Source organism: Geobacillus sp. WSUCF-018B, assembly GCF_002809985.1.
GTDB lineage: Bacteria > Bacillota > Bacilli > Bacillales > Anoxybacillaceae > Geobacillus > Geobacillus thermophilus.
Genome location: NZ_PIJF01000016.1, coordinates 24,026 through 47,913, shown reverse-complemented (window position 1 = coordinate 47,913; position 23,888 = coordinate 24,026). Strand labels below are relative to the sequence as shown.

At 51.9% G+C, this 23,888-nt stretch carries 36 protein-coding genes; all 36 read right to left on the bottom strand.

Annotation, left to right across the window (positions count from 1 at the left end; all coding sequences use genetic code 11):
• Nucleotides 1-69 precede the first annotated feature (69 nt).
• The 36 genes from rplQ to rpoC all read right to left on the bottom strand — a co-directional run bounded on the left by rplQ (nucleotide 70) and on the right by rpoC (nucleotide 23,855).
• A complete protein-coding gene (gene rplQ / locus CV944_RS07000) occupies nucleotides 70-432 on the bottom strand; it encodes a 50S ribosomal protein L17 (protein ID WP_033008689.1) in 363 nt (120 codons plus the stop codon).
• A 115-nt stretch (nucleotides 433-547) separates the two neighbouring features.
• Nucleotides 548-1,492 carry a DNA-directed RNA polymerase subunit alpha gene (locus CV944_RS06995; protein ID WP_033008688.1) on the bottom strand — a complete coding sequence of 315 codons (945 nt, stop codon included), beginning with the start codon at nucleotides 1,490-1,492 and terminating at the stop codon, nucleotides 548-550.
• Between the two features lie 173 nt (nucleotides 1,493-1,665).
• Nucleotides 1,666-2,055, bottom strand: coding sequence for a 30S ribosomal protein S11 (rpsK, locus tag CV944_RS06990; RefSeq protein WP_011229644.1), 390 nt, complete (start codon nucleotides 2,053-2,055; stop codon nucleotides 1,666-1,668).
• Between the two features lie 25 nt (nucleotides 2,056-2,080).
• A complete protein-coding gene (rpsM, locus tag CV944_RS06985) occupies nucleotides 2,081-2,446 on the bottom strand; it encodes a 30S ribosomal protein S13 (RefSeq protein WP_015373728.1) in 366 nt (121 codons plus the stop codon).
• A 21-nt stretch (nucleotides 2,447-2,467) separates the two neighbouring features.
• Nucleotides 2,468-2,581 (bottom strand): 50S ribosomal protein L36, encoded by a 114-nt coding sequence (rpmJ, locus tag CV944_RS06980; RefSeq protein WP_003247619.1) that lies wholly within the window; start codon nucleotides 2,579-2,581, stop codon nucleotides 2,468-2,470.
• Between the two features lie 35 nt (nucleotides 2,582-2,616).
• Entirely contained in the window at nucleotides 2,617-2,835 is a 219-nt protein-coding gene (gene infA / locus CV944_RS06975; protein WP_011229642.1) for a translation initiation factor IF-1, read from the bottom strand.
• Nucleotides 2,836-3,044: 209 nt separating this feature from the next.
• Nucleotides 3,045-3,785, bottom strand: coding sequence for a type I methionyl aminopeptidase (map, locus tag CV944_RS06970; protein WP_044746820.1), 741 nt, complete (start codon nucleotides 3,783-3,785; stop codon nucleotides 3,045-3,047).
• A complete protein-coding gene (locus CV944_RS06965; protein WP_033008686.1) occupies nucleotides 3,782-4,435 on the bottom strand; it encodes an adenylate kinase in 654 nt (217 codons plus the stop codon). The genes map and CV944_RS06965 overlap by 4 nt, the downstream gene beginning before the upstream one ends.
• 43 nt (nucleotides 4,436-4,478) lie before the next feature.
• Complete coding sequence (gene secY / locus CV944_RS06960; protein ID WP_033008685.1) at nucleotides 4,479-5,771, bottom strand: preprotein translocase subunit SecY; 1,293 nt, start codon at nucleotides 5,769-5,771, stop codon at nucleotides 4,479-4,481.
• A complete protein-coding gene (rplO, locus tag CV944_RS06955; protein ID WP_011229638.1) occupies nucleotides 5,771-6,211 on the bottom strand; it encodes a 50S ribosomal protein L15 in 441 nt (146 codons plus the stop codon). The genes secY and rplO overlap by 1 nt, the downstream gene beginning before the upstream one ends.
• Before the next feature lie 20 nt (nucleotides 6,212-6,231).
• Complete coding sequence (rpmD, locus tag CV944_RS06950; protein WP_033008683.1) at nucleotides 6,232-6,420, bottom strand: 50S ribosomal protein L30; 189 nt, start codon at nucleotides 6,418-6,420, stop codon at nucleotides 6,232-6,234.
• Nucleotides 6,421-6,433: 13 nt separating this feature from the next.
• Nucleotides 6,434-6,934 carry a 30S ribosomal protein S5 gene (gene rpsE / locus CV944_RS06945; protein WP_033008682.1) on the bottom strand — a complete coding sequence of 167 codons (501 nt, stop codon included), beginning with the start codon at nucleotides 6,932-6,934 and terminating at the stop codon, nucleotides 6,434-6,436.
• A gap of 19 nt (nucleotides 6,935-6,953) precedes the next feature.
• Entirely contained in the window at nucleotides 6,954-7,316 is a 363-nt protein-coding gene (gene rplR, locus CV944_RS06940) for a 50S ribosomal protein L18 (protein WP_033008681.1), read from the bottom strand.
• Between the two features lie 33 nt (nucleotides 7,317-7,349).
• Entirely contained in the window at nucleotides 7,350-7,886 is a 537-nt protein-coding gene (gene rplF, locus CV944_RS06935) for a 50S ribosomal protein L6 (protein ID WP_011229634.1), read from the bottom strand.
• 32 nt (nucleotides 7,887-7,918) lie between these two features.
• A complete protein-coding gene (gene rpsH / locus CV944_RS06930; RefSeq protein WP_033008676.1) occupies nucleotides 7,919-8,317 on the bottom strand; it encodes a 30S ribosomal protein S8 in 399 nt (132 codons plus the stop codon).
• 33 nt (nucleotides 8,318-8,350) lie between these two features.
• The gene (locus CV944_RS06925; protein ID WP_003247599.1) at nucleotides 8,351-8,536 is read right to left on the bottom strand and encodes a type Z 30S ribosomal protein S14; all 186 of its coding nucleotides are present in this window, start codon (nucleotides 8,534-8,536) and stop codon (nucleotides 8,351-8,353) included.
• A 29-nt stretch (nucleotides 8,537-8,565) separates the two neighbouring features.
• Nucleotides 8,566-9,105, bottom strand: a complete 540-nt coding sequence (rplE, locus tag CV944_RS06920; protein WP_033008675.1) for a 50S ribosomal protein L5 — start codon at nucleotides 9,103-9,105, stop codon at nucleotides 8,566-8,568.
• Nucleotides 9,106-9,132: 27 nt separating this feature from the next.
• Complete coding sequence (gene rplX / locus CV944_RS06915) at nucleotides 9,133-9,444, bottom strand: 50S ribosomal protein L24 (protein WP_011229631.1); 312 nt, start codon at nucleotides 9,442-9,444, stop codon at nucleotides 9,133-9,135.
• A 36-nt stretch (nucleotides 9,445-9,480) separates the two neighbouring features.
• A complete protein-coding gene (gene rplN / locus CV944_RS06910) occupies nucleotides 9,481-9,849 on the bottom strand; it encodes a 50S ribosomal protein L14 (RefSeq protein ID WP_011229630.1) in 369 nt (122 codons plus the stop codon).
• A gap of 48 nt (nucleotides 9,850-9,897) precedes the next feature.
• Nucleotides 9,898-10,161, bottom strand: a complete 264-nt coding sequence (gene rpsQ / locus CV944_RS06905) for a 30S ribosomal protein S17 (RefSeq protein ID WP_033008672.1) — start codon at nucleotides 10,159-10,161, stop codon at nucleotides 9,898-9,900.
• 22 nt (nucleotides 10,162-10,183) lie between these two features.
• Nucleotides 10,184-10,384: a 50S ribosomal protein L29 gene (rpmC, locus tag CV944_RS06900; protein ID WP_011229628.1), complete on the bottom strand. Its 201-nt coding sequence runs from the start codon at nucleotides 10,382-10,384 to the stop codon at nucleotides 10,184-10,186.
• Nucleotides 10,384-10,809: a 50S ribosomal protein L16 gene (gene rplP / locus CV944_RS06895; RefSeq protein WP_011229627.1), complete on the bottom strand. Its 426-nt coding sequence runs from the start codon at nucleotides 10,807-10,809 to the stop codon at nucleotides 10,384-10,386. Before rplP ends, rpmC begins: the two co-directional genes overlap by 1 nt.
• A 2-nt stretch (nucleotides 10,810-10,811) precedes the next feature.
• A complete protein-coding gene (gene rpsC / locus CV944_RS06890; RefSeq protein WP_033008670.1) occupies nucleotides 10,812-11,468 on the bottom strand; it encodes a 30S ribosomal protein S3 in 657 nt (218 codons plus the stop codon).
• A gap of 3 nt (nucleotides 11,469-11,471) precedes the next feature.
• Nucleotides 11,472-11,813, bottom strand: a complete 342-nt coding sequence (rplV, locus tag CV944_RS06885; protein ID WP_033008668.1) for a 50S ribosomal protein L22 — start codon at nucleotides 11,811-11,813, stop codon at nucleotides 11,472-11,474.
• A gap of 18 nt (nucleotides 11,814-11,831) precedes the next feature.
• Nucleotides 11,832-12,110 carry a 30S ribosomal protein S19 gene (gene rpsS, locus CV944_RS06880; RefSeq protein WP_003247570.1) on the bottom strand — a complete coding sequence of 93 codons (279 nt, stop codon included), beginning with the start codon at nucleotides 12,108-12,110 and terminating at the stop codon, nucleotides 11,832-11,834.
• Between the two features lie 33 nt (nucleotides 12,111-12,143).
• Nucleotides 12,144-12,974 (bottom strand): 50S ribosomal protein L2, encoded by an 831-nt coding sequence (rplB, locus tag CV944_RS06875; protein ID WP_094239433.1) that lies wholly within the window; start codon nucleotides 12,972-12,974, stop codon nucleotides 12,144-12,146.
• A gap of 27 nt (nucleotides 12,975-13,001) precedes the next feature.
• Nucleotides 13,002-13,289, bottom strand: a complete 288-nt coding sequence (gene rplW / locus CV944_RS06870; protein ID WP_033008663.1) for a 50S ribosomal protein L23 — start codon at nucleotides 13,287-13,289, stop codon at nucleotides 13,002-13,004.
• Complete coding sequence (gene rplD, locus CV944_RS06865; RefSeq protein WP_033008661.1) at nucleotides 13,289-13,912, bottom strand: 50S ribosomal protein L4; 624 nt, start codon at nucleotides 13,910-13,912, stop codon at nucleotides 13,289-13,291. The genes rplW and rplD overlap by 1 nt, the downstream gene beginning before the upstream one ends.
• Nucleotides 13,913-13,941: 29 nt before the next feature.
• A complete protein-coding gene (gene rplC, locus CV944_RS06860) occupies nucleotides 13,942-14,583 on the bottom strand; it encodes a 50S ribosomal protein L3 (protein WP_033008659.1) in 642 nt (213 codons plus the stop codon).
• Nucleotides 14,584-14,609: 26 nt separating this feature from the next.
• The gene (gene rpsJ / locus CV944_RS06855) at nucleotides 14,610-14,918 is read right to left on the bottom strand and encodes a 30S ribosomal protein S10 (RefSeq protein ID WP_008881945.1); all 309 of its coding nucleotides are present in this window, start codon (nucleotides 14,916-14,918) and stop codon (nucleotides 14,610-14,612) included.
• A gap of 350 nt (nucleotides 14,919-15,268) precedes the next feature.
• Nucleotides 15,269-16,456: an elongation factor Tu gene (gene tuf / locus CV944_RS06850; protein ID WP_044746821.1), complete on the bottom strand. Its 1,188-nt coding sequence runs from the start codon at nucleotides 16,454-16,456 to the stop codon at nucleotides 15,269-15,271.
• Nucleotides 16,457-16,584: 128 nt separating this feature from the next.
• Nucleotides 16,585-18,663 (bottom strand): elongation factor G, encoded by a 2,079-nt coding sequence (gene fusA / locus CV944_RS06845; protein WP_050368061.1) that lies wholly within the window; start codon nucleotides 18,661-18,663, stop codon nucleotides 16,585-16,587.
• 184 nt (nucleotides 18,664-18,847) lie between these two features.
• Complete coding sequence (rpsG, locus tag CV944_RS06840; RefSeq protein WP_033008652.1) at nucleotides 18,848-19,318, bottom strand: 30S ribosomal protein S7; 471 nt, start codon at nucleotides 19,316-19,318, stop codon at nucleotides 18,848-18,850.
• A 39-nt stretch (nucleotides 19,319-19,357) separates the two neighbouring features.
• Nucleotides 19,358-19,780 (bottom strand): 30S ribosomal protein S12, encoded by a 423-nt coding sequence (gene rpsL / locus CV944_RS06835; protein ID WP_033008650.1) that lies wholly within the window; start codon nucleotides 19,778-19,780, stop codon nucleotides 19,358-19,360.
• Nucleotides 19,781-19,870: 90 nt separating this feature from the next.
• Nucleotides 19,871-20,119 carry a 50S ribosomal protein L7ae-like protein gene (locus CV944_RS06830; protein WP_047817642.1) on the bottom strand — a complete coding sequence of 83 codons (249 nt, stop codon included), beginning with the start codon at nucleotides 20,117-20,119 and terminating at the stop codon, nucleotides 19,871-19,873.
• 136 nt (nucleotides 20,120-20,255) lie between these two features.
• Nucleotides 20,256-23,855 carry a DNA-directed RNA polymerase subunit beta' gene (gene rpoC / locus CV944_RS06825; RefSeq protein ID WP_047817641.1) on the bottom strand — a complete coding sequence of 1,200 codons (3,600 nt, stop codon included), beginning with the start codon at nucleotides 23,853-23,855 and terminating at the stop codon, nucleotides 20,256-20,258.
• Nucleotides 23,856-23,888 lie beyond the last annotated feature (33 nt).

Below are 23,888 nucleotides of genomic sequence, written 5' to 3'. Positions count from 1 at the left end.
ATGGTAAACAAAAAAAGGGCATAGATCCAGTTCAAACGAAACTGTCTCGCCCTTGTTGAAATGAAACCGTTACACGAGCTCAATAATGACCATCGGCGCCCCGTCTCCGCGGCGAGGACCAAGTTTCATAATGCGTGTATAGCCGCCTTGGCGGTCTTGGTAGCGCGGCGCAATGTCACTGAACAGCTTTTGCAGTGCATCTTGGCCGGTTTCACTGTTGGCGACTTCCTTGCGGATAAATGCCGCTGCTTGACGACGGGCATGCAAATCGCCGCGTTTGCCGAGCGTGATCATTTTTTCGATAACCGAGCGCAATTCTTTTGCTCGCGCTTCCGTCGTTTCGATGCGTTCATTGATGATTAAATCTGTCGCTAAATCGCGAAGCAATGCTTTCCGTTGAGAAGTCGTGCGTCCTAGTTTTCTGTACGACATCAAATGTCCCTCCCTTTTAAAATGATGTGTTCCTCATTGCTGTCGTAGTCGATCGGCGCTTAACGCCAAATCTATGGCCAACGCGCATGTCCGCCCCACCGGGCGGGGCTGGCGCTTAATCGTCTTTACGGAGGCTAAGCCCCAGCTCCGCTAACTTCGCTTTCACTTCTTCGAGCGATTTGCGGCCGAGGTTGCGCACTTTCATCATATCCTCTTCCGTTTTTTGCGTCAGCTCCTGAACGGTGTTAATGCCGGCACGCTTCAAGCAGTTGTAGGAACGGACAGACAGATCGAGCTCCTCGATCGTCATTTCCAGCACTTTTTCTTTTTGATCGTCCTCTTTCTCTACCATGATTTCAGCATTTTGCGCTTCATCTGTCAAGCCGACAAAAATGTTCAAGTGCTCGGTTAAAATTTTCGCCCCAAGGGAAATGGCTTCTTTCGGCCCGATGCTCCCATCGGTCCAAACGTCGATCGTCAATTTGTCATAGTCGGTCACTTGGCCGACCCGTGTATTTTCGACCTGATAGGAAACACGGGAGACCGGCGTATAGATGGAGTCGATCGGAATCACGCCGATTGGCTGGTCCTCGCGCTTGTTCGCCTCGGCCGGGACATACCCACGTCCCCGTCTGGCGGTCATGCGCATGCGCAGGCGACCGCCTTCCGCCAGCGTAGCAATATGAAGGTCCGGGTTTAAAATTTCTACATCGCTGTCGTGAGTAATATCGGCAGCCGTGACAACTCCTTCACCCTGCACATCAATTTCCAACGTTTTCTCTTCGTCTGAATAAATCTTCAACGCCAATTTTTTGATATTCAAGATGATGGCTGTCACATCCTCGACGACGCCGTCAATCGTTGAAAACTCGTGCAGTACACCGTCGATTTGCACCGATGTCACAGCCGCACCAGGGAGTGAAGACAATAGGATACGACGTAAGGAGTTCCCTAAAGTTGTACCATATCCACGCTCAAGCGGTTCGACGACGAATTTGCCGTATTTGGCATCTTCGCTCAGTTCGACCGTTTCAATTTTCGGCTTTTCAATTTCAATCATCGATTATTATACCCTCCTTCAAAACGTCGAGACCCCGACCAAACGGTACACGCCTAATAACATTCCCCCATGAATCTCTCTCTTTCAGCTTGCCGGCGGCCAAAGCCGGCTTCCCTGTCACGGTCTTTATCATATCCCATTATTGACAATGGTTCAAATTCTATACAGGGGCGTTACACGCGGCGACGTTTTGGCGGACGGCATCCATTGTGCGGGATTGGAGTGACGTCTTTGATCGCCGTAATTTCCAACCCGGCTGCCTGCAACGCACGGATCGCTGCCTCACGGCCAGCCCCCGGACCTTTGACGTTCACTTCGACTGTTTTCATGCCGTGTTCCATCGACGCTTTCGCTGCCGCTTCGGCTGCCATTTGCGCCGCAAACGGCGTCGATTTACGCGAGCCTTTGAATCCGAGCGAACCGGCGCTCGCCCAGGCGATGGCGTTGCCATGAACGTCCGTAATCGTCACGATCGTGTTGTTGAAAGTCGAACGGATATGAGCGATGCCAGTGTCAATATTTTTTCTCACCCGGCGTTTGCGAGTGTTTGTTCTGCGTGCCATTCGTCAAATGACCTCCTTTGCGTGATTATTTTTTCTTATTCGCTACCGTACGGCGCGGACCTTTGCGCGTGCGGGCATTGTTTTTCGTGTTTTGGCCGCGAACCGGCAATCCGCGGCGATGGCGGAGTCCGCGATAGCAACCGATTTCCATCAGCCGTTTAATGTTTAACGATACTTCGCGGCGCAAATCCCCTTCCACTTTTAAGCGGCCGACGATTTCGCGAATGCGGCTAAGCTCTTCTTCCGTTAAGTCACGGACGCGCGTGTCTTCCGATACCCCTGCTTCTTTTAAGATTTTTTGCGCCGTTGGTTTGCCGATCCCGTAAATGTATGTTAACGAAATGACTACGCGCTTGTCGCGCGGAATGTCAACACCTGCAATACGTGCCATCGTAGTACACCTCCTTGGAAATTACCCTTGACGTTGTTTGTGTTTTGGATTTTCACAAATGACCATGACTTTGCCGCGTCTGCGAATAACTTTGCATTTTTCGCAAATCGGTTTGACAGATGGTCTCACTTTCATGTTGTTTACCTCCTTATTAAACGGAGTGCAATCTTTTATTTATACCGATACGTGATTCGTCCACGCGTCAAATCATAGGGCGACAATTCCACCGTCACTCGGTCGCCGGGCAAAATGCGGATGAAGTGCATGCGGATTTTGCCGGACACATGGGCCAATACCGTATGCCCATTTTCTAATTCTACACGAAACATCGCATTTGGCAATGTTTCAATGACGGTGCCTTCTACTTCAATGACATCGTCTTTTGCCATCGAGCGGCTCCCCCTCCTTCGAATGAGTAACATTGTGTTACGCAAAACCGGACGGACATAAGGCGGCGCAATTGTCCACGGTGAGCGGGAAGGTCGGTAAGCGGCCGCCTTGATCGCGGAATCGGCGAAACAGCTTTAGACAACTGCAAACGTTGAAAACGGTTCGCCGATCTGCCCGAGCGCCTCGAGGCGGCTCTGCCTCGATCCGTTCACGTTAAAATTTCATAGCCATTTTCCGTAATCACAATCGTATGTTCAAAATGGGCACACCGTTTTCCGTCCGCCGTCACGACGGTCCAGTCATCAGCCAACGTTTTGACATGGCGGCTGCCCGCATTGACCATCGGTTCGATGCATAGCGTCATCCCCGGACGCAAAATCGGCCCTTTATTCGGCGGCCCATAATGCGGGACTTGCGGGTCTTCATGTAAGTGTTGACCAATTCCATGCCCCACATACTCGCGAACGACGGAAAAATGGTGCGCTTCAACATACGTTTGAATCGCATGAGAAATGTTCGTCAAACGAGCGCCTGGCTTCGCCTCGGCGAGTCCGACATACAACGATTGTTCTGTTACGTCGAGCAGCCGCTTCGTCTCCGCATCGATCTCCCCAACGGGATACGTCCAGGCGGAGTCGGCGTGATACCCTTCATACTGGGCGCCCACATCGATCGTAATAATGTCGCCCTCGCATAACACACGGTCGCCGGGAATGCCGTGCACAAGCTCCTCATTGACTGAAGCGCAAATGCTTCCCGGGAACCCTTGGTATCCTTTAAACGATGGAACGGCGCCATGGGAACGAATCACTTCCTCCGCGATGGCATCCAGTTCCTTTGTCGTGACCCCGGGGCGAATATGGTTTTTCAACTCTTCCAACGTAGCGGAAACAATTTTTCCAGCCTCGCGCATGAGGGCGATTTCGTGCGCGGTTTTGCAAATGATCATCGAGCAAGTCCCCCGAGCAATTCACGAATATCGGCAAACACCTTTTCCATGTCCTGTTCGCCGTTAATGTGGCGCAAATAGCCTTTTTGTTCGTAAAAGTCAAGGAGCGGCTTCATTTGTTTCATATTCACTTCGAGCCGGTTCGCCACTGTCGCTTCGTTATCATCGGCGCGCTGGTACAATTCCCCCCCGCACTTATCGCAAACACCCGGTTTCGCCGGCGGATGAAAAACAAGATGGTACGTCGCTCCGCAGTTGCGGCAAATCCGTCTGCCGGTCAAGCGCTCCATTAAAACGTCTTGGCGGACATCGATATGGATGACATAGTCAAGTTTGCGGCCGATGTCGGCCAACATCGTTTCTAGCGCCTCCGCTTGAGCGACCGTGCGCGGGAATCCATCGAGCAAAAAACCGTTTTGGCAATCGTCTTTGCTCAGCCGTTCACGGACAATGCCGATCGTCACTTCATCCGGAACAAGGTCGCCGCGGTCCATATATTGCTTCGCTTGAAGCCCTAGCGGCGTTCCTTCCTTCATCGCCGCCCGAAACATATCGCCCGTTGAAATGTGCGGAATACCGTAAGCCGCTACGATTTTCTCGGCCTGCGTGCCTTTGCCGGCACCCGGCAGCCCCATCAGCACTAAATTCATCCTAACTCCCCCTATCGGCAAGGGATGCCCGCTCTTGCCTTCTTTATTTGATGAATCCACGGTAATGGCGTTTCACCAGCTGGCTCTCAAGCTGTTTCATTGTCTCCAGCGCCACGCCGACGACAATGAGCAAGCTCGTACCGCCAATTTGCGCAGAAGGTGGCAAGTTCGCAACGTTCACGAAGAACACCGGCAGCACGGCAATGACCGCTAAAAAGACAGAGCCGACGAGCGTCAGCCGGTACAAAATTCTCGTTACATACTCTTGTGTATTCTTTCCAGGACGGATGCCTGGAATGTAGCCGCCTTGCTTCTTCAAATTCTCCGCCATTTGCTCCGGGTTGACTTGGACGAACGCATAAAAGTACGTAAACGCGATAATAAGCACGACGTAAATCGTCATGCCAATCGGATGGGTATAATCAAACGTTCGGCGAATCCACAATGTTACATCATTCGTACCAAAAAACGATGCGATCGTCGGTGGTGCAATTAAAAATGAGATCGCAAAAATCACTGGAATAACCCCGGCCGGGTTCACTTTTAACGGCAAGTGGGTGGAATGGCCGCCAACCGGACTCCGGCCTTCAAGCCGTTTGGCATATTGGATCGGAATTTTCCGGAACGCCTGCTGGATGTAAATGACCCCAACGATGACGGCGATGACCGCCAACGCCACGAGCAGGAGCCGGACGATGCGCAAAAACAAATCTTCCCCGACATTTTCAAACTGCTGGGCGTAGATTTGGTTTAGGACTGTCGGAATGCCGGAGACGATCCCTGCAAAAATAATGATCGAAATCCCATTTCCGACGCCTTTGGCGGTGATTTGCTCACCGAGCCACATTAAAAATGCGGTGCCGGCCGTCAAGACGACCGCGATCAGCAAATACGTGCCGATGCCCGGATTTCGAATGAGCATCCCGCCGGCTAAATTGTTGAAGCCGTACGACATGCCAAGCGCTTGGATAAACCCGAGCACGATCGTGAAATAGCGGGTAAACTGAGCTAATTTACGCCGGCCAACCTCGCCTTGCTTCGACCATTCTGTAAATTTCGGAACGACGTCCATTTGCAGCAGCTGGACGATAATCGACGCGGTGATGTAGGGCATAACCCCCATGGCAAAAATTGAAAAGTTTTGCAGCGCCCCGCCGCCAAAAATGTTCAGGACGCCGAACGCATTTAATTCATCTTGCAGCTTGAGCACATCGGTGTTCACGCTCGGAACCGGGATGAACGTTCCGATGCGGAACACGATCAGCATAAGAAGAGTGAAAATGATTTTGTTTCGAATATCACTGACGCGCATAAAGTTGGAGATTGTCCGAAACATTAAATCACCTCAGTTTTACCGCCAGCCGCCTCAATGGCCTCTTTCGCCGATGCCGAGAACTTATGCGCTTTGACCGTCAGCTTTTTCTCGATTTGGCCTTTGCCCAAAATTTTCACGCCCGATTTCAACTTGCTAATAACGCCCGTTTCAAGGAGCAATTCCGGCGTTACTTCCGTTCCGTCTTCAAAACGGTTCAGTTTTTCCAAGTTCACGACTGCATATTCTTTCCGGTTGATGTTCGTGAAGCCGCGCTTCGGCAAACGGCGGAACAACGGTGTTTGACCGCCCTCAAAACCGAGGCGAACCCCCCCACCCGAGCGGGCATTTTGACCTTTTTGACCACGTCCGGACGTTTTGCCGTTGCCTGACCCGATCCCGCGGCCGACACGAACCGCTTTCTTCCGGGAACCCGGCGCTGGTTGCAATTCATGAAGTTTCATGGCGAAGCACCTCCTTACGATTATTCCTCAATTTCTTTCACTTTGACCAGATGAGCGACTTTGTTGATCATCCCGCGGATGGCAGGATTGTCGTTATGGACGACCGTTTGATGCATTTTCCGCAAGCCGAGCGTTCTGACGGTAATGCGCTGATCTTCCGGACGGCCAATCACGCTGCGCGTGAGGGTAATCGCCAGTTTTTTTGCCATGATCGTTCCCTCCTTATCCTAACAGTTCCTCGACTGTTTTGCCGCGCAATTTTGCTACGTCTTCGGCGCGTTTTAATTGTTTCAACCCATCGAACGTGGCGCGCACCATGTTGATTGGCGTGTTCGAGCCGATCGATTTTGACAAAATGTCGCTGATGCCCGCCAGCTCTAATACGGCACGGGCCGGACCGCCGGCGATAACCCCGGTACCTTCAGAGGCCGGTTTTAAAATGATTTCCCCAGCGCCGAAGTGGCCGATGACTTCATGTGGAATCGTTGTGCCGACGATCGGCACTTCAATTAAGTTTTTCTTCGCATCTTCAATGGCTTTGCGGATCGCTTCCGGAACTTCTTGCGCTTTCCCGGTGCCAAATCCGACGTGGCCGTTTTTATCGCCGACGACGACGAGAGCTGAAAAGCGCAGGCGACGTCCGCCTTTCACGACTTTTGCTACACGGTTGACCGCGACTACACGCTCTTCGAGTTCGAGTTTATTTGGATCGATACGACGCATCGTTGTCCCTCCTTTGTGATTAGAATTCCAGACCGGCTTCGCGGGCGGCATCCGCTAGTGCTTTCACCCGGCCATGGTACAAATATCCGCCGCGATCGAAGACGACTTGTTTGATGCCTTTTTCCAACGCCCGTTTGGCGACAAGTTCGCCGACTTTTTTCGCCGCCTCAATGTTGTTCGTCGAATCTAAGCCGAACTCTTTATCCAATGTCGACGCGCTGACAATCGTTGCTGATTTTGTATCATCAATAATTTGTGCATAAATATGTTTGTTCGAACGGAACACGCTCAACCGCGGACGTTCAGTCGTGCCGAAGATTTTTTTCCGGATGCGCGCGTGTCTTTTTTTGCGGACCGCGTTTCGGTCAACTTTTGTGATCATCGAGTGTCACTCCTTTCGCTTCGCTATGCCGCGTTATTTACCAGTTTTGCCTTCCTTCAGGCGCACCAATTCGCCTTCGTAGCGAATGCCTTTGCCTTTATACGGCTCCGGTGGGCGTACAGCACGAATGTTGGCTGCCAATTCGCCGACGCGTTGTTTGTCTGCCCCTTTGACGATAATTTTCGTTTGGGACGGCACTTCGATTTCGAGCCCTTCCTCTGGCTCAATTTCTACCGGATGGGAGTAACCGACGCTCAACACAAGCTTTTTCCCTTGTTTGGACGCCCGGTACCCGACACCAACGAGTTCGAGCGCTTTTTCATACCCTTTCGAAACGCCTTCGACCATGTTGGCGAGCAAGCTGCGCGTCGTGCCGTGGAGCGCGCGGTGATGTTTTTCATCGCTTGGGCGCGTAACGGTGATCACATTGCCCTCAACGGTGATCGTCATATCCGGATGGAACGTGCGGGTTAATTCCCCTTTCGGCCCTTTGACCGTAACCGTGTTGCCGTTGACCGTAACGGTGACACCGGCAGGAATTTCAATTGGTTTTTTGCCGACACGTGACATGTCAAACACACCTCCATTCTTGAGCAAATAAATTACCAAACGTAGGCGATTACTTCGCCGCCCGTGCCTTTTTGCCGTGCTTCTTTGTCCGTTAAGACGCCTTGCGATGTCGAAAGAATCGCGATGCCTAAGCCGTTTAAGACGCGCGGCACTTCATGAGCCTTGACGTATACGCGCAAACCGGGTTTGCTGATGCGTTTCAGCCCTGTAATGACGCGTTCATTGTTCGGGCCGTACTTCAAGAAGATGCGGAGAATGCCTTGTTTGTTGTCTTCGATATATTCATAATCACGAATAAACCCTTCGCGCTTTAAAATTTCGGCGATTTCCCGCTTGATTTTCGAAGCCGGGACTTCGAGCTTTTCGTGACGAACCATATTCGCATTCCGAATGCGGGTCAGCATATCAGCAATTGGATCTGTCATCACCATTTTGTTTTACCTCCTTCCCAATCAATGGGTTGATTACCAGCTGGCTTTTTTGATGCCAGGAAGTTGACCTTTATATGCGAGTTCACGGAAACAAATACGGCAAAGTTTAAACTTGCGGTAAACCGAATGCGGGCGGCCGCAGCGCTCGCAGCGGGTATACGCTCTTACTTTAAACTTCGGCGTCCGTTTTTGTTTCGCGATCATCGATTTTTTAGCCACGATTTCGCCTCCCTTGCCTTATGGGATCATTATTTTTGGAATGGCATGCCCAGCAACGCCAGCAGTTCACGCGCTTCTTCGTCCGTGTTGGCCGTTGTGACGATCACGATATCCATGCCGCGCACTTTGTTCACTTTATCGTAGTCAATCTCCGGGAAAATGAGCTGCTCTTTAATGCCGAGCGTATAGTTGCCGCGGCCATCGAACGCTTTTTTCGATACCCCGCGGAAGTCGCGCACGCGCGGGAGCGAGACCGAGATCAACTTATCAAGAAATTCATACATCCGTTCACCGCGCAACGTTACTTTTGCACCGATCGGCATCCCTTGGCGGAGACGGAAGCCCGCAATCGATTTTTTCGCGCGCGTCACAACCGGACGCTGGCCGGCGATCAACGTCAGCTCTTCGACGGCGCTGTCTAATGCTTTCGGGTTTTGCACCGCGTCGCCGACACCCATGTTGATGACGATTTTTTCGATTTTCGGCACTTGCATGATCGATTTATAGTTGAACTTGCTCATCAGAGCAGGAACGACTTCTTTTACATACTTCTCTTTTAGGCGGTTCATAAAGGTACCTCCTTTCCTGCGTCACGATTATTTATCTAAAATCTCTCCGGATTTTTTCGCGTAGCGCACTTTTTTACCGTCGACAATTTTGTAGCCGATGCGCGTCGGTTCGCCTGTTTTCGGATCTAACGGCATCACTTTCGACACGTGGATCGGCGCCTCTTTTTCGATGATGCCGCCTTGCGGATTCGCTTGCGACGGTTTCGCATGCTTTTTCACAATGTTGACGCCCTCAACGATGACGCGGTTTTTCTTCGGAAACGCCGCCAGGATGACGCCTTGTTTGCCTTTGTCTTTGCCGGAGATTACTTGCACTTTGTCACCTTTTTTTACATGCATCGCATTCGCACCTCCTTGAAACGTGCTTCCGTCCCATTAGATAACTTCCGGGGCTAACGAAATGATTTTCATGAAATCTTTGTCGCGCAGTTCGCGGGCAACCGGCCCAAAAATACGCGTGCCGCGCGGGCTTTTGTCATCGCGGATGATGACGCAGGCGTTCTCGTCAAAACGGATATATGAACCGTCCGGACGGCGCACCCCGCGTTTTGTGCGGACGACCACCGCTTTTACGACTTGACCTTTTTTAACAACGCCACCTGGCGTCGCATCTTTAACCGTAGCGACAACAACATCGCCGATGTTCGCATAGCGGCGGCCCGAGCCTCCGAGCACTTTAATGACAAGCACTTCGCGTGCGCCAGAGTTATCAGCTACTTTTAAGCGAGATTCTTGTTGAATCATCGACGAAACCTCCTTTCGGACTTATCTCCCCGAACTGGAATGAAATGATTACAGAACAACTGCTTTTTCAACGATCTCGACGAGGCGGAACCGTTTCGTTGCCGACAGCGGGCGGGTTTCCATGATTTTGACGATGTCGCCCACTTTCGCTTCGTTATGTTCGTCATGTGCTTTATATTTTTTCGAATATTTCACGCGCTTGCCGTATAACGGATGTTTTTTGTACGTTTCAACCAAAACGGTAATCGTTTTGTCCATTTTGTCTGATACGACCCGTCCGACGTACACTTTTCGTTGATTGCGTTCGCTCATTCCGCAAACCTCCTCTCAAACATTATTTATTGGCAGCGAGCTCACGTTCGCGAATGATCGTTTTCATACGGGCGATGTCTTTGCGCACTTGGCGGATGCGCGCCGTGTTTTCCAGTTGGCCCGTCGCCAGCTGGAAGCGAAGGTTGAACAACTCTTCCTTCAACGCTTTAATTTTTTGTTCGATTTCGGCAGTGGTTAACTCACGGATTTCTTTCGCTTTCATTACGCTTCACCACCAGTTTCTTCACGTTTTACGAATTTGCATTTGATCGGAAGTTTGTGAGAAGCCAAACGCAACGCTTCACGTGCCACTTCCTCGGAAACACCGCCCACTTCAAACATCACTTTGCCTGGTTTGACAACGGCAACCCAGCCTTCCGGAGCCCCTTTACCGGAACCCATCCGCACTTCAAGCGGTTTCGCTGTGTATGGTTTCGAAGGGAAAATGCGAATCCATACTTTTCCGCCCCGTCTCATGTAGCGGGTCATTGCCCGACGGGCGGCCTCAATTTGCCGGTTCGTAATCCAAGCCGATTCCAGCGCTTGCAGGCCGAATTCACCGAAATGAACTTCCGTACCGCCTTTGGCGCGGCCTTTCATCCGTCCGCGATGTTCACGGCGATATTTGACGCGTTTTGGCATTAACATGATTATTTTCCTCCTTCCTCAGCTTTTTTCTTTGTCGGAAGGACTTCCCCACGGTAAATCCATACTTTCACGCCGATTTTTCCGTACGTCGTATCGGCTTCTGCCGTCGCATAGTCAATGTCAGCGCGCAGCGTATGGAGTGGAACCGTCCCTTCGCTGTAATGTTCCGAACGTGCAATCTCTGCACCGCCTAAGCGGCCGGACACCATCGTTTTGATCCCTTTCGCCCCGGCGCGCATCGCCCGTTGAATCGCTTGTTTTTGCGCCCGGCGGAACGATACGCGGTTTTCAAGCTGGCGGGCAATATTTTCCGCAACAAGTTTCGCATCCAAATCCGGTTTTTTGATTTCAACGATGTTGATGTGAACGCGTTTGCCGGTCAATTGCGTGAGCGCTTTGCGGAGCGCTTCCACTTCCGAACCGCCTTTCCCGATGACCATGCCCGGTTTCGCCGTATGGATCGTCACGTTGACGCGGTTGGCGGCGCGTTCAATCTCTACGCGGGAAACGGCTGCGTCCTGCAAACGTTTGTTGATGTATTCACGGATTTTTAAGTCCTCATGCACGAGGTCTGCATAGTCTTTTTCCGCATACCATCTCGATTCCCAGTCACGAATGATGCCGATGCGCAGACCGATCGGATTGACCTTTTGACCCACGGATTATCCCTCCTTCTTTTCTGACACGACGATTGTAATATGGCTTGTGCGTTTATTAATGGCGCTTGCCCGGCCCATCGCACGCGGACGGAAACGTTTCAACGTTGGACCTTCATCAACGTACGCTTGGGAAATGACCAGGTTGTTGACGTCCATGTCATAGTTGTGTTCAGCGTTGGCAACAGCCGATTTCAACACTTTTTCAATGATCGGGGAAGCCGCTTTTGGCGTGTGGCGCAAAATCGCGAATGCTTCGCCCACTTCCTTCCCACGGATCAAGTCAATGACTAAGCGCGCTTTACGAGGAGCGATGCGAACGGTTCTCGCAACAGCTTTAGCTTGCATATCCAGAACCTCCTCTCATTACCGTTTTGTTTTCTTGTCATCGCCAGCATGGCCGCGGAACGTGCGCGTCGGCGCAAATTCACCCAATTTGTGCCCGACCATGTCTTCTGTGATGTATACCGGTACATGTTTGCGACCGTCATATACGGCGATCGTATGGCCGACAAACTGCGGGAAGATCGTCGAACGGCGAGACCATGTTTTGATCACTTGTTTTTGCCCAGTTTCATTGAGCTTTTCGATTTTTTTCATCAAATGTTCATCGCAAAACGGACCTTTTTTCAAGCTGCGACCCATAAGTGAACCTCCCTTCTGAATTGCGCTCGTTCATTATTTCTTACGGCGGCGAATGATGAATTTATCCGATTTGTTTTTCTTTTTGCGCGTTTTGTATCCGAGCGTCGGTTTGCCCCACGGCGTCATCGGCGACTTGCGTCCGATCGGTGCTTTCCCTTCACCACCGCCGTGCGGATGATCAACTGGGTTCATAACCGAACCGCGAACAGTCGGACGGATGCCTAACCAGCGAGCGCGCCCTGCTTTCCCGATGTTGACAAGTTCGTGCTGCTCGTTGCCGACTTCACCGACAGTAGCGCGGCATTTGCCCAAAATCATGCGCACTTCGCCCGAAGCGAGGCGAACGATGACATATTTGCCTTCTTTCCCGAGCACTTGCGCCGACGTTCCGGCTGCGCGCACCAATTGCCCGCCGCGGCCCGGCTTCAATTCGATGTTGTGGACAAGCGTACCGACCGGGATGTTTTCAAGCGGCAATGCATTCCCGATTTTAATGTCCGCATCCGGACCCGACATGATTTCCATGCCGACTTTTAAGTTTTTCGGCGCGATGATGTACCGTTTTTCACCGTCTGCATAGTGGATGAGCGCGATGTTCGCCGAGCGGTTCGGATCGTACTCAATCGTAGCAACGCGTCCTGGAATTCCATCTTTGTCACGCTTAAAGTCGATAATCCGGTATTGACGCTTATGACCCCCGCCTTGATGGCGAACGGTAATTTTCCCTTGGTTGTTGCGGCCTGCTTTTTTCTTTAATGGAGCAAGCAGCGATTTTTCCGGCTGGTCTGTCGTGATCTCCGAGAAATCAAGCACCGTCATGCCGCGACGGCCGTTCGATGTCGGTTTGTATTTTTTAATCGCCATCGGAATGTCCCTCCTTCGCTTTTAGTCTTACACTTCAAACAGTTCGATTTCTTTGCTGTCTGGCGTCAGCGTAACGATCGCTTTGCGGCGGCGGTTCGTATAGCCGCTGTAGCGGCCGACGCGTTTAAATTTCCCTTTATAGTTCATGATGTTGACTTTCTCGACTTTGACGCCAAAAATTTTCTCGACCGCGTCTTTCACTTCCGTTTTGTTCGCTTTGACGTCGACCTCAAACGTATATTTCTTTTGCCCGATCAAATTCATTGTGTTTTCCGTGATGATGGGGCGCTTAATAATGTCGCGAGGGTCTTTCATTATGCAAGCACCTCCTCTACTTTCTCCACGGCCGCCTTCGTAATGACGAGCTTATCGTGGTTTAACACGTCAAGCACGTTGATGCCGTTGGCCGGAACGACTTTGACGCCCGGGATGTTGCGCGCCGACAAATATACATTCTCATTGAGCTCGTCGGTCACAATGAGTGCTTTCCGATCCACCGAGAGATTGTTTAAAATTTTGACCATTTCCTTCGTCTTCGGTGCTTCAAGCGACAATTGGTCCAGTACCACGATGTCGTTTTCGAGCACTTTTGAAGACAATGCCGATTTGATCGCTAAACGGCGGACTTTTTTCGGCAATTTGTAGCTGTAGCTGCGCGGAACCGGACCAAAGACCGTGCCGCCGCCGCGCCATTGCGGAGCGCGAATCGAACCTTGGCGGGCGCGTCCTGTCCCTTTTTGACGCCACGGTTTGCGGCCGCCGCCGCTCACTTCCGCGCGGTTTTTCGTTTTGTGCGTTCCTTGGCGCATCGAGGCGCGCTGCATAATGACAGCTTCGAACAATACGTGTTTATTCGGTTCAATCCCAAAAACGGCATCGTTCAGCTCGATTTCTCCGACTGTCTGCCCGTTTTGGTTATATAATGCTACTTTTGGCATTACGTAGTTCCTCCTTTCTCGGCCAAATGTTATTTCGCCTTCGCTTTCGCTTTAACGGCGCTTTTTACGATCACTAATCCTTTTCTCGGGCCCGGTACGTTCCCTTTGATGAGCAACAAGTTACGTTCCGGATCGACCTTGACAATTTTCAAGTTTTGAATCGTCACACGCTCGCCGCCCATGCGTCCCGGCAAGTTTTTCGTTTTGAATACGCGGTTTGGCGCGATGGCACCCATCGAACCCGGGCGACGATGATAGCGAGAACCGTGAGCCATTGGCCCGCGCGACTGGCCGTGGCGCTTAATGGCCCCTTGGAACCCTTTCCCTTTGGAAATGCCTGTGACATCGACGATGTCGCCTTCGCTGAAAATGTCCACTTTTACTTCTTGGCCAACTTCATACTCATTGATGTTGGCGCCGCGAATTTCACGAATGAAGCGCTTAGGTGCCGTGTTTGCTTTGGCAGCATGGCCAATTTGCGGTTTGTTGGCGCGTTTTTCGCTAATATCTTCAAACCCTAATTGGATCGCTTCATAACCGTCGTTTTCGATCGTTTTCTTTTGCAACACGACGTTTGGCGTTGCATGGATGACAGTAACCGGAATCAAATCGCCATTTTCCGCAAATATTTGCGTCATACCGATTTTTCTGCCTAAGATTCCCTTCGTCATTCGTCACACCTCCTAATCGATTAAAGTTAAAGTTTAATTTCAATATCAACGCCCGACGGCAAATCCAGCCGCATCAACGAATCAACCGTTTGCGGAGTCGGATTGATAATGTCAATCAAACGTTTGTGTGTCCGCATTTCGAATTGTTCACGAGAGTCCTTGTACTTGTGAACGGCACGCAAAATCGTATAGACCGTTCTTTCCGTCGGCAGCGGGATCGGCCCCGACACTTTCGCCCCAGAACGTTTTGCCGTTTCGACGATTTTCTCTGCCGATTGATCTAAAATTCGATGATCATAAGCCTTTAAACGAATACGGATTTTTTCTTTTGCCATTTTGGTTTCCCTCCTTCTTCGCCTATTTTGAAAATAGACTTCTCCATGGAAATTTCCTGCACACCGCCGTGGCAAAGCGGCCGGGTGTGTCAGCAACCTTCCACTTCATCGCAGTCAAAGACCAACATTTGATATTATACTCGTATGTAAGCGAGATTGCAAGTGATTTCTTCGCTTTTCCCACACTTCCTCATTATACATAGCGGCCGCCTCATTTTCAATAAGACACCCAAACGGTGAAGTTTGGCAAAGCCGCGTCAAAGATTGAAAGAACGGTGATGAATAGGATTCTCTGGTAGCCAGGATAAAGAAAAAAGGATGTCCAACGATTGGACATCCTTTTTTCTTGATTACTCGATGATTTCCGATACGGAACCAGCGCCAACTGTACGGCCGCCTTCACGGATCGAGAATTTCGTTCCTTCCTCGATCGCGATCGGCGCGATCAGCTCAACCGTCATCTCAACGTTGTCGCCAGGCATAACCATTTCAACGCCTTCCGGAAGCGTGATGATGCCTGTTACGTCCGTTGTGCGGAAGTAGAATTGCGGACGATAGTTCGAGAAGAACGGAGTATGGCGTCCGCCTTCCTCTTTCGTCAGAACGTAAACTTGTGCTTTAAATTTCGTATGCGGCGTGATCGAGCCCGGTTTTGCCAATACTTGGCCGCGCTCAACTTCGTCGCGCGATACACCGCGGAGAAGCGCGCCGATGTTGTCTCCAGCTTCTGCTTGGTCAAGAAGTTTACGGAACATTTCAACACCCGTAACCGTCGTGGCTTTCGGCTCGTCAGAAAGACCGATGATTTCAACCGGGTCGCCGACTTTGAGCGTACCGCGCTCAACACGGCCCGTCGCAACCGTACCACGGCCTGTGATCGAGAAAACGTCCTCAATCGGCATCATGAACGGTTTGTCAACTTCACGTTGCGGAGTCGGGATGTACTCATCAACCGCGTTCATCAATTCAATGATTTTTTCTTCCCATTGCGGATCGCCTTCGAGCGCTTTTAATGCCGAACCTTTGATAACCGGCACTTCATCGCCCGGGAAGTCGTATTCAGAGAGAAGGTCGCGAACTTCCATTTCAACGAGTTCAAGCAATTCTTCGTCGTCCACCATGTCGCATTTGTTCAAGAAAACAACGATGTACGGAACGCCGACTTGGCGGGAGAGAAGAATGTGTTCGCGCGTTTGCGGCATCGGACCGTCAGCTGCCGATACAACAAGGATCGCGCCGTCCATTTGCGCTGCGCCCGTGATCATGTTTTTGACGTAGTCAGCGTGGCCCGGGCAGTCAACGTGCGCATAGTGACGAGCATCTGTTTCATACTCGACGTGCGCTGTCGAAATCGTGATCCCGCGTTCACGCTCTTCCGGAGCTGCGTCGATTTGGTCGTACGCTCTTGCTTCCGCTTTCCCTTGTTTCGCAAGAACTGTTGTGATCGCAGCTGTCAACGTCGTTTTCCCATGGTCAACGTGGCCGATCGTGCCAATGTTGACGTGCGGTTTCGTGCGCTCAAATTTCGCTTTAGCCATGAGAAAGATCCTCCTTAAAAGTAAAATATGAATTTGTATAGTTAGGTAAGTATAGGATGCTTGGGAACAAAATGTTCCCAAGTCTTACTTACATAAGTATTTATAGCGAAACTAACAAGAGAAATCAATTATTCGCCTTTATTTTTTTTGATAATTTCATCGGCGATGTTTTTCGGAACTTCTTCATAGTGATCAAATACCATCGAGAATGTTCCGCGCCCTTGCGTGTTCGAACGGAGCGATGTCGCATAACCGAACATTTCGGCCAGCGGTACCATCGCGCGCACGACTTGGGCGTTCCCGCGCGCTTCCATCCCTTCAACGCGGCCGCGGCGAGATGTGATGTCACCCATAATGTCGCCGAGGTATTCCTCAGGGATGACAACTTCGACTTTCATGATCGGCTCAAGGAGAACCGGCTCGCACTTCGTCGCGGCGTTTTTCAGCGCCAATGAAGCGGCGATTTTGAACGCCATTTCACTCGAGTCGACGTCGTGGTACGATCCGTCGAACAGTTTCGCTTTAATGTCGACGACCGGATAGCCAGCTAAGACGCCATTTTGCATCGCTTCTTCCAAACCAGCTTGGACGGCCGGCACATACTCTTTCGGAACGACACCGCCGACGATGGCGTTTTCGAATTCAAAGCCTTTGCCGCGTTCGTTCGGCGAGAATTCGATCCAAACATGACCGTATTGACCGCGGCCGCCGGACTGGCGAACGAATTTGCCTTCGACTTGGGCCGATTTGCGGAACGTTTCGCGGTAAGCAACTTGCGGCGCGCCGACGTTCGCCTCAACTTTGAACTCACGGCGCATCCGGTCAACGATGATGTCAAGATGCAGCTCGCCCATTCCGGAAATGATCGTTTGCCCCGTTTCCGGGTCGGTGTGAGCGCGGAACGTCGGGTCTTCTTCTTGCAGTTTTTGCAGCGCTTGACCCATTTTGTCTTGGTCCGCTTTCGATTTCGGTTCGATCGCCACCGAAATAACCGGCTCTGGGAATTGCATCGACTCGAGGATGACGAGATTTTTCTCATCACATAGAGTATCGCCGGTTGTCGTATCTTTTAAACCTACTGCTGCCGCAATGTCGCCGGCATAGACTGTTGAGATTTCTTGACGGTGGTTCGCGTGCATTTGCAACAAGCGGCCGATCCGTTCGCGTTTGCGTTTCGTCGAGTTCATGACGTACGAACCGGAATCAAGCGTTCCCGAGTATACGCGGAAGAACGTCAATTTCCCGACATACGGGTCGGTCATGATTTTGAACGCCAGCGCTGCAAACGGAGCGTCGTCACGCGCTTCGCGAGTCACTTCTTCTTCCGTATCCGGAATGACGCCGCGAATCGCCGGAATGTCAACCGGAGACGGCAAGTAGTCGACAACGCCGTCAAGGAGCAGCTGAACACCTTTGTTTTTGAATGCCGAGCCGCAGAAGACCGGGAAGAATTCAACACTGATCGTCGCTTTGCGGATGGCGGCTTTCAGCTCTTCTTTCGTGATCTCTTCGCCTTCCAAATATTTCATCATTAATTCTTCGTCCAGCTCAGCGACCGCCTCAACCAGCTTGTTATGGTACTCTTCTGCCATATCGCGGTATTCTTCCGGAATGTCAATGCGCTCAATGTTTTTGCCGAGCTCGTCGTGGTAATGGTATGCGCACATTTCAACCAGGTCGATAATGCCAGAGAACTGGTCTTCGGCGCCGATCGGCAGCTGCACCGGGTGAGCGTTTGCTTGCAAGCGGTCGTGGAGCGTTTTTACCGCATACAAGAAGTCCGCACCGATTTTGTCCATTTTGTTGACGAACACGATCCGTGGAACACCGTATGTGGTTGCTTGACGCCAAACCGTTTCCGTTTGCGGTTCTACGCCGGATTGGGCATCAAGAACTGTAATGGCTCCATCCAACACGCGCAACGAACGTTCAACCTCAACCGTGAAGTCGACGTGCCCCGGCGTGTCGATGATGTTGATGCGATGGCCTTTCCATTGCGCCGTTGTCGCCGCCGACGTAATCGTAATCCCGCGCTCTTGCTCTTGCTCCATCCAGTCCATCGTGGCTGCGCCTTCGTGCACTTCCCCGATTTTATGAACGCGTCCTGTGTAGAACAAGATCCGTTCCGTCGTCGTCGTTTTCCCGGCGTCAATGTGCGCCATGATCCCTATGTTGCGAGTGTTTTCTAAGGAGAACTCTCTTGCCATAGTGGTTATTTTCTCCTTCCTTACAAAATAAAATATAAGCAGATGGCGCCGCCATCTATGGCGCAATCTCTTTTTTTAGAGAAGTTATACAGCACGCAGCCGAAAGGGCCACAATATATAGGAAGATAGGTGAACAGGCAACATCAGCCGTGCCTTCTCACCTATTCCCTTAAGGCAGCGCTCCTTACCAGCGGTAATGGGCAAACGCTTTGTTCGCTTCAGCCATTTTATGCGTATCTTCGCGTTTTTTCACCGCTGCGCCTGTGTTGTTGGCAGCGTCCATGATCTCGTTCGCCAAGCGTTCTTCCATCGTTTTCTCTCCGCGAAGGCGGGCGTATTGCACAAGCCAGCGCAATCCGAGGGAAACGCGGCGGTCCGGACGGACTTCGACCGGAACTTGGTAGTTCGCCCCACCGACGCGGCGAGCGCGCACTTCCAACACCGGCATCACGTTTTTCAGCGCTTGTTCAAACACTTCCATTGGATCTTTACCCGTGCGTTCACGAATAATATCAAAGGCAGTGTAAAGAATTTTTTGTGCTTTTGATTTTTTTCCATCGATCATAATTTTATTGATCAAACGGGTAACAAGTTTTGAATTGTAAATTGGGTCTGGCAATACGTCACGTTTAGCAACAGGGCCTCTACGTGGCATAGTTTTTCCTCCCTTCAGGAAAACATTCTCTTCACTTCATTATTTTTTCGCTGCTTTTGGTTTTTTCGCGCCGTATTTCGAACGACCTTGCATCCGGTTGGCAACGCCAGCCGTATCAAGCGCACCGCGGATGATATGGTAGCGCACCCCTGGCAAGTCTTTAACACGTCCGCCGCGGATCAGCACAACGCTGTGTTCTTGCAAGTTATGGCCGATCCCCGGGATGTAAGCCGTTACCTCGATCCCGTTCGTCAGACGGACACGGGCATATTTCCGAAGCGCCGAGTTCGGTTTTTTCGGCGTCATCGTGCCGACACGCGTGCAGACGCCGCGTTTTTGCGGAGACGCCACATTTGTTTGTTCTTTTTTGAAGCTGTTGTACCCTTTGTTCAACGCAGGGGATTTCGATTTAAATACTTTTTTCTCGCGTCCTTTGCGGACTAATTGGTTGATTGTAGGCATGAAAAAGTTCCTCCTTTCACATGTATCGTTTAAGCCCACATATCCAGGTGGTTCATCATGTATGCAAACAAAGGTTTAAAGGCAAACGGATCAACGGAGAATCGCCACTGCAGCCGCGCCGACTTGGATTTTGCATGCTTTGCCGAGCTTTTTCATCGAGTCGACTTTCGTGACCGGCACGTTCGCTTCATTGGCAGCAGCGGTCACTTTTTCGATAATCGGCAAATCGGCATCTTCCGCTACGATCACTTCCGTTGCTTTCCCTTCCTTTAAAGCCCTTATCGTTTGTTTGGTTCCAATGACGATTTTCCCAGCCTGCAATACTTTTTCATAAGACATGTAACATATCCTCCAAAGTACCAGGTTGTTGGAACACCTTTATTAGACTACCATTTTCTTTGTTCATTGTCAACCGGATTTTTTTATCAAGGACCGGCCGGTCAAAGGCTGCCTTGAACCGGCCGATCTCTGCTTTTTACTTCGATGGAACCGTATCGCCAGCCGTTTCCTTCTTGACGGCAGGTTTTACTTTTCGATAGCGGGCCATGCCCGTTCCGGCTGGGACAAGTTTGCCGATAATGACGTTTTCTTTCAAGCCGAGCAGCTCATCCCGCTTCCCTTTGATGGCGGCGTCGGTCAGGACGCGCGTCGTTTCTTGGAACGAAGCCGCGGACAAGAACGAATCCGTTTCAAGCGACGCTTTCGTAATACCGAGCAGCACCGGGCGGGCTGTCGCCGGTCGCTTTCCTTCGCGGATGGCTTGGGCGTTGACATCGGTAAACTGATGGACGTCCAAAAGCGTGCCCGGCAGCACATCCGTATCGCCGGCATCGACAACGCGCACTTTGCGCAGCATTTGCCGCACCATCACTTCAATATGCTTATCGCTGATTTCAACCCCTTGCATCCGGTATACTTTTTGCACTTCGCGGAGCAAGTATTCTTGCACAGAAGTAATGTCGCGCACGCGCAACAGCTGTTTCGGGTCGACCGAGCCTTCTGTCAGCTCCTGACCGCGCTCGACGCGCTGTCCTTCTTCCACTTTGATCCGCGCGTTGTATGGAGCAACGTACGTGCGCGTTTCGACCTCGCCTTGAACAACGATCTCATATTGGTTGTCGCGCGTTTCGTTCACGGAAATGACCGTGCCGTCGATTTCAGAAATGACCGCTTGCCCTTTCGGATTGCGCGCCTCAAACAGCTCCTGCACCCGCGGCAAACCTTGGGTAATGTCGTCCCCGGCGACGCCGCCCGTATGGAACGTCCGCATCGTCAGCTGCGTGCCCGGCTCACCGATCGATTGAGCGGCGATAATGCCGACCGCCTCGCCAACTTCCACATCCATGCCCGTCGCCATATTGCGGCCGTAGCATTTTTTGCATACGCCATGGCGCGTGTTGCAGGCAAAGACGGAGCGGATCCACACTTCCGTGATGCCCGCCTTAATAATTTCGTTTGCAATGTCTTCAGTGATCATTTCGTCTTTGCGGACGATCACTTCACCGGTTTCCGGATGGCGCACCGTTTTGTGCGCATAGCGGCCGACAAGCCGTTCTTCCAGCTTGACGACGACCTCGGTGCCATCCGTCAATGCGCGTGCCAAAATGCCGCGGTCGGTGCCGCAATCCTCTTCGCGGACGATGACATCCTGCGCCACATCGACGAGACGTCTCGTCAAATATCCCGAGTCGGCCGTTTTGAGCGCCGTATCCGCCAACCCTTTCCGGGCGCCGTGCGTCGAGATAAAGTACTCCAATACCGTCAGCCCTTCGCGGAACGACGATTTGATCGGCAGTTCGATGATCCGGCCGGCCGGGTTGGCCATTAAGCCGCGCATCCCGGCGAGCTGCGTAAAGTTCGACGCGTTCCCCCGCGCTCCGGAATCGCTCATCATAAAGATCGGGTTGCGCTTATCGAGCGATTTCATCAAGCGGTCTTGGATTTTATCTTTCGCCGCGCTCCAGATGGAGATGACGCGCTCATACCGCTCTTCGTCGGTGATCAACCCGCGGCGGAACTGCTTTAAGACGGTATCGACCTTCGCTTGCGCCTCATCCAAAATTTCTTGTTTTTCCGGCAAGACGACAATGTCAGCGACGCCGATCGTAATCCCGGCTTTCGTCGAATATTGGAAACCGAGGTCTTTCATGCGGTCCAGCATTTTTGACGTCTCGGTGATTTTGAACCGCTTGAACACTTCAGCAATAATTTGCCCGAGCACTTTTTTCTTAAACGGCGGCACAGGCTCGCGCTTGCGAATCTCCTCGCGCACGTTGACCCCTTTGTCAAGGAAATACTTGTCCGGCGTCCGCCCTTCGATGTTTTCCGTCGTCGGCTCGTTAATGTACGGGAACGAGTTGGGCAAAATTTCGTTGAAAATCAGTTTGCCGACCGTCGTTAAGAGCAGTTTGTTGTTTTGCTCCTCGGTAAACGTTTCATTTTTCAGCGAGCCGGCATGGACGGCGATGCGCGAATGGAGATGGACATAACCGTTATGGTAAGCGAGCAGCGCTTCGTCCGTATCTTTGAACACCATGCCTTCGCCGATCGCCCCTTCGCGTTCCATCGTCAAGTAATAGTTTCCTAACACCATGTCTTGGGAAGGCGTCACGACCGGCTTTCCGTCTTTCGGGTTCAAAATGTTTTGCGCCGCCAGCATCAACAGGCGCGCTTCCGCTTGTGCCTCGGCCGACAGCGGCACGTGCACCGCCATTTGGTCGCCGTCGAAGTCGGCGTTGTATGCCGTACAAACGAGCGGATGAAGGCGGATGGCCCGGCCTTCGACGAGCGTCGGCTCAAAGGCTTGAATGCCGAGACGGTGAAGCGTCGGGGCGCGGTTGAGCAGCACCGGATGCTCTTTAATGACGTCTTCAAGCACATCCCATACCTCAGGGTGGACGCGCTCAATTTTCCGTTTCGCGCTTTTAATGTTGTGCGCCAGCCCCCGCTCCACAAGCTCCTTCATGACGAACGGCTTAAACAGCTCGAGCGCCATTTCTTTCGGCAGGCCGCATTGATACATTTTCAAGTTCGGACCGACGACAATGACGGAACGGCCGGAGTAGTCAACGCGTTTGCCGAGCAGGTTTTGCCGGAAGCGCCCTTGCTTCCCTTTCAGCATGTGGGAAAGCGATTTTAACGGGCGGTTCCCCGGCCCGGTCACCGGACGGCCGCGGCGGCCGTTGTCAATCAAGGCGTCGACCGCTTCCTGGAGCATCCGTTTCTCGTTTTGGACGATAATATTCGGCGCGCCAAGGTCAAGCAGGCGCTTCAGCCGGTTGTTGCGGTTAATGACGCGGCGGTACAAATCGTTTAAGTCCGATGTCGCAAACCGGCCCCCATCGAGCTGGACCATCGGGCGCAATTCCGGCGGAATGACCGGCAATACATCTAGCACCATCCACGCTGGGTCGTTTCCGGAGCTGCGGAACGCCTCAAGCACTTCAAGCCGTTTAATGATGCGGGCGCGCCGCTGTCCTTGCGCCGTCTTCAGTTCTTCTTTCAACGCCGCCACTTCTTTATCCAAATCAATGTCCTGAAGCAGCTTTTTGATCGCTTCCGCCCCCATCGACGCTTGGAACGACTGGCCGTATTTCTCGCGATAGGCGCGGTATTCCTTTTCCGACAGCAGCTGTTTTTTCTCCAGCGGCGTATCGCCGGGATCGGTGACGACGTAAGAGGCAAAATAAATCACTTCTTCGAGCGCCCGCGGCGACATATCAAGCACAAGCCCCATCCGGCTCGGGATGCCTTTGAAATACCAGATGTGGGAAACCGGAGCAGCGAGCTCAATATGCCCCATCCGTTCGCGGCGGACTTTTGACCGCGTCACTTCAACGCCGCAGCGGTCACAGACAACCCCTTTGTAACGGACGCGCTTATACTTGCCGCAATGGCATTCCCAGTCTTTTGTCGGGCCGAAAATGCGTTCGCAAAACAAGCCGTCTTTTTCCGGCTTTAGCGTCCGGTAGTTGATCGTTTCCGGCTTTTTGACTTCACCGTACGACCAAGAACGAATTTTCTCCGGGGAAGCGAGCCCGATTTTCATGTACTCGAATTTATTGACATCTAGCAAGGGGTATACCTCCCTCTTTGATCCGTCGGTTTT